Source organism: Acinetobacter sp. LipI_23 (genome assembly GCF_058243045.1).
On sequence record NZ_JBZAYJ010000011.1, the window covers coordinates 1 to 4,289 of the forward strand.

Consider the following 4,289-nt stretch of genomic DNA (forward strand, 5'->3'; position numbering starts at 1 on the left):
AACTTCTGATATTTCTGCACTATCTTCACTGCTTCGTTGTGCTTGCTGTTTAAAGTGTTCGTGTAGCTCTTTAACTGCTCGATAGTCCCTGACTGTGCTTGTATAAGCTCCAGTGCTTTCTCTTGCTCTTGCTGTTGTTGCTTCAATTGATTCTGCTGTTCTTCGATAATGTTCAATAACTGCGCTTCTAGTTTCATTTAACGTATCTCTTTCACGATTCTCAACGAGCGTTGATCGTTTTGTTTCATTTTGAAATCCAAATGCATATATTTTGGATCTACCTCGACACAAGTTTTGTTGTTGCATGTCGATATATATAGACTGCCGCCTTCCTGCCTCAAGTGATCTACTTGCTTCTGCATCGCTTCTATATCGTTGTATTTGCTCTTGCTGACGTAGCCTAGTGCGATACTCGATATAAGCAAAATAAGAGCTATCGAAGTCAAGACTATATTCGATGAAAAAAGGGCTTTTTTCAGCTTCGCTTGCTCTGCTGTGGTTTGGCTCAATGCGCTTAACGTCTGCAAGTCCTTTTTCAAGGCCTGTATCTGCAGCTGTAGGCTCTCTTGCATCTCCTGCGTATCTTTGTTCAAGTCCAGCTCCATCCTGTTTATATTGGCTTGTATGCTCGTTTTCTTGTTTTTCAGGCTGTCGTGTAAATTCTGCTGAGTCTGATCTATCTCTTGTTGCATATCGTTCGAGATGATATTCACTCTTTGATTCACAAAGCTTTTTGTATCTTTCAATGCAGTTTGCATATCTGCTATCAGCTTCTTGTCTATATCGTTCTGATGCTTCTCTCTTAAGCTCTGCGCTTTGCTCAGAATGTCGGAAGTTCTGCTCATAAAATTCGCCCTTTAGCGGGATGGGTTTACTCTCTGGGTTATTGGGATTTTTGACTGATATTTGATTTTTAGTGATTCGGGTTATTTCTAGACCAATTTCAGTCATCCATGATTTAAGGCTTTCTCGATCACGGACTAAACCCTCCGTGACTGCCAAAGCAACTTCTGTATTCATGGCACTAATAAAATCTTTTTTGTCCTGTGGTAAGTTCTTTGCGATTTTTACTGACCGCCGATTGATAGGGTCGTCAGGGTCAAAAAGCTGATATTTGTAATTAACGATACTTTTAAAATCATCGACTCGATTCAAATCTGCTTTTGCATAAAATGGCTGTAGCCGTTTGCCTGTAGTGATCTCTACGTTTGGAATTAAAAAGTTAAGCTCTAAACGCTTCTCTCCAGTTTCTGCATTTTCCTTGTCTTTATGTTCAATCCAAACAATTCGATATTGATCAGGCTCAAGACCAGGGAAAAGAGTTTTTTCAAATGCTGCCATCAGGGCTTTTTTCTTTGCATCTGATAAATCATTCTCGAAAAAGGACAAGCACCCTGCCGTATATTTTTTTACATACGGTGAGCTGTCTATGAGTTCTGCAACTTCTTCTAAATCACCTGATAATATTTTTGCATGTTCTCGATCTCGATCTTTTCCAAGAAAATAATCTATCGGGCCTGTAGATCCGCCTGTACCACGCTTGAAAAATTCGACAATCATTTAACTGACTCCTTGAGTTGCTTCAAGGTTTCATCAATACCAATCAACAAATGAAGTAACTTCACTGCATCAAGCGGTTCTTCTCTCGCAATATTTGTATTTATCGCTTTTGAAATTTGATTGATGTTCGTACCGATGCGACTTAATTCAAGAATGAAATCTCGATCAAGTTTTGAATATGTACTTGTATGTACTTCTTCTTGTTTAACAGCTTTCAAAGCTGATTCTCTCAGTAACTTAGCTACCGAGTTATAGGGGTTCTTTTCTTCAAGTAGCTGAAACTCTGAATCGAACAGAGTCACTTTCACAACTTTGGTTCTAATTGGTCTTTTCTTTTCAAACTGAATTTCGTGTTTATGTTCTTCTGCCATAGTCACCTCATGTTGGGACCTCATGTTGGGTCTAGGCGGTTGGGTTGGGGGGTTTCGGGGGGCTTGTCCCCCTGAACAAGGTCACGATAGGTACTTTTTCAAATAACGTAGTTATTTGAAAAAGTACCTATTGTGTATCCTTGCTTAAATTACAATAGCATGTTGATTTTATACTAACAATGTTCGGAACGAATGTTGTTATATAAAATTAAAGGCTATCTGTAATTGCGGTATTTAATATTGAGTTGTTTACGGGGGGGAAATCAAAGACATACCAATATTCGCATATTCCACAGTTTGAATACTTGAAGTTTTAAGATTAAAAGGCTGAAGAAAAGACTTTAACTCGCTTCGCTCGCACACAAGATGGGAATTACTTCGTAATTCTTTTTTGAAGAGCACACTACACTGATAGCTATTTGCACAAAACAGGGGGTTAAAGTTATGATATTTAATAAGTTTTTTTACTGGTTTTTGCACTGTATTTTTTGTTGGTTTTTGCACTGATTTTGGCTGTTTTTCTTCATTTATTGCATTGTAGACAGCACGAATTGATAACCCAGTAATTTGAGCTATATCTTTTGCCTTTTTACCCTGCTTAGCTAGTTTTCTTGCTTGTTGCCGTTGTTGTGCGTACTTGTAGCCTTTCGCTTTACCGCCTTTTTTACCGTATTTAGACGCTATTTCACTGAGTTCTGATTTTGTATATTTACGCTGTTCTTCAAAACTGCCATAACAATAATCAACGATACTATGGCAAATCGTAGCAACTTCACTTGGTTGAACAGGTGGACTGCACTTTGTTTCATTTAGCTCGTTTGCAAAATCATTTAAGCAGTTCTCAAATTGTTGTCGTGTCCAGTCTTTAGCGTATTGGTTATATAAACTGTAAGCACGTACACGCACAGTATTGAATAAGAAGTCATTACGTTCACCGCTTCCAACCGTTGCACGATCTGACGCTTCTGACGCTTGTTTCAGGGCTTTATCTGTTTGCTTCGACTGTAGTCGCTCAATGAATGTTGTGCTTTTGACTTCTAGTTCTGAAATTCGAGCGAGTTCATACATCTCATAGCTTGTTGAACGCATCCCTACAACGTCCCACTGCTCGCTATAGGGGTTTTTAGCGATAAAGTTATGATAAGCATCATCACCGCCAAATATGGCGTTTAAATGGCGTTTGAGGGCTTTATACAGACTGTGTGCTTTTGCGCTGTAGTTGCCTTTTTTGTTGCTTGTATCAATACAGACCCAATTTTTAAGACAGTAAATTAACTGTACGTGTTTATTTGCGGGATTTTTGACAATTAGGTTTGGAATTGGGGCATTTAAAGTGCTGTAAATAATCGCTTCTATTGTGTCTGCAATCGGTTGATCTATATCAATGATTAGAGTGCCAGTTTTAAAGTCTGTTGCAGTTTTTAAGTATGCGAAATTAGAAAAATTAGCCTCATCTTTGTGAAACCAAGTCGGTTTTTCACCTGCAAGAGCTATTTTTGAAGTCCAAAGTGGACAATTATCGGGGATTGAAAGACGAAAAACGCTAAGAGATGCGTCAAGATCAGACTTCTTAGTCTGTTGTTCTTCAAAAATCAGGGCTTTTTTGCGTAAATTAAACGCTGTTACAGTTTTCAGCATAAACAAGTCAGTTATTTAGACTTGTTAAATCGCTGTATCCACCGCATAATACGCCTATACATTGTGGATTCAGCTACTAACAAGTCGGTTGATGAAGCCAAAAAGAAGCCTTGTGTCGTCGAAAACTCTGGGGCTTTTTTTTGGTCTGTACTTTTTCTAATTCAAGAAAATGTATCTAATTGCTCTCAATTTGAAGCTACTCTACAACTATTGCAAGATTTTTTTTCTCATTCGTTGAAAATTCGCAAAAATAAATCTGTTACCACCTCAAAACCTGTAATTTGTTCAAAATTAAGACACTTTTTTTTTGAGGACAGCATTGCAAATGCAATGCTCCGCAAAAAAAATGGGTCAAAATGGGCTTGGTGAATCATAATCTCGACTGCGTTGACGCTCTTGCTCTCTCTGTAGCTCTCTTCGCTGATCCAGTTGATCTAAAGCCGTGAAGATATTTCCTGTACTAAATCCTGAAATTTTTCGTGATAGCTGCTCACTGAGTCGAACTTCTCTTTCATCTGTAGTGCCATTGGCTTCAATTGTCGCTCTATCTCTGCTTGCACTAAATTCGGTATTTCTTGCTTGATTAGGTTGTGGACCTGGTTCTCTATCTGCAAGTTCTTCACTAAATCGTTTAAACGTGTCTGCAACTGTACTTTCAAGTTCTGTTGTACATCTTGTGAAAAAGTTGCTGAGATAGTTTGCTCTGACAGTTCTTGCACG

General features: G+C 38.5%; 3 protein-coding genes and 1 pseudogene. All 4 read right to left on the minus strand.

The features are described 5' to 3' along the window. The coding region (locus AC4CVD_RS18585; RefSeq protein WP_490753678.1) for a relaxase family protein at nt 1-1,560 on the minus strand (1,560 nt) is incomplete at its 3' end. Continuing rightward, nucleotides 1,557-1,931, minus strand: coding sequence for a plasmid mobilization relaxosome protein MobC (mobC, locus tag AC4CVD_RS18590; protein ID WP_286417852.1), 375 nt, complete (start codon nt 1,929-1,931; stop codon nt 1,557-1,559). The genes AC4CVD_RS18585 and mobC, both read right to left, overlap by 4 nt. 249 nt (nt 1,932-2,180) lie before the next feature. After that, nucleotides 2,181-3,569: a replication initiation protein gene (locus AC4CVD_RS18595; protein ID WP_490753679.1), complete on the minus strand. Its 1,389-nt coding sequence runs from the start codon at nt 3,567-3,569 to the stop codon at nt 2,181-2,183. A gap of 351 nt (nt 3,570-3,920) precedes the next feature. After that, nucleotides 3,921-4,289: pseudogene (locus AC4CVD_RS18600) on the minus strand (relaxase/mobilization nuclease domain-containing protein); the annotation flags it as partial.

What these genes read in the sequence shown, in the direction of transcription:
- mobC (WP_286417852.1), bottom strand. Translation starts at nt 1,931, where the DNA reads ATGGCAGAAGAACATAAACACGAAATTCAGTTTGAAAAGAAAAGACCA.
- AC4CVD_RS18595 (WP_490753679.1), bottom strand. Translation starts at nt 3,569, where the DNA reads ATGCTGAAAACTGTAACAGCGTTTAATTTACGCAAAAAAGCCCTGATT.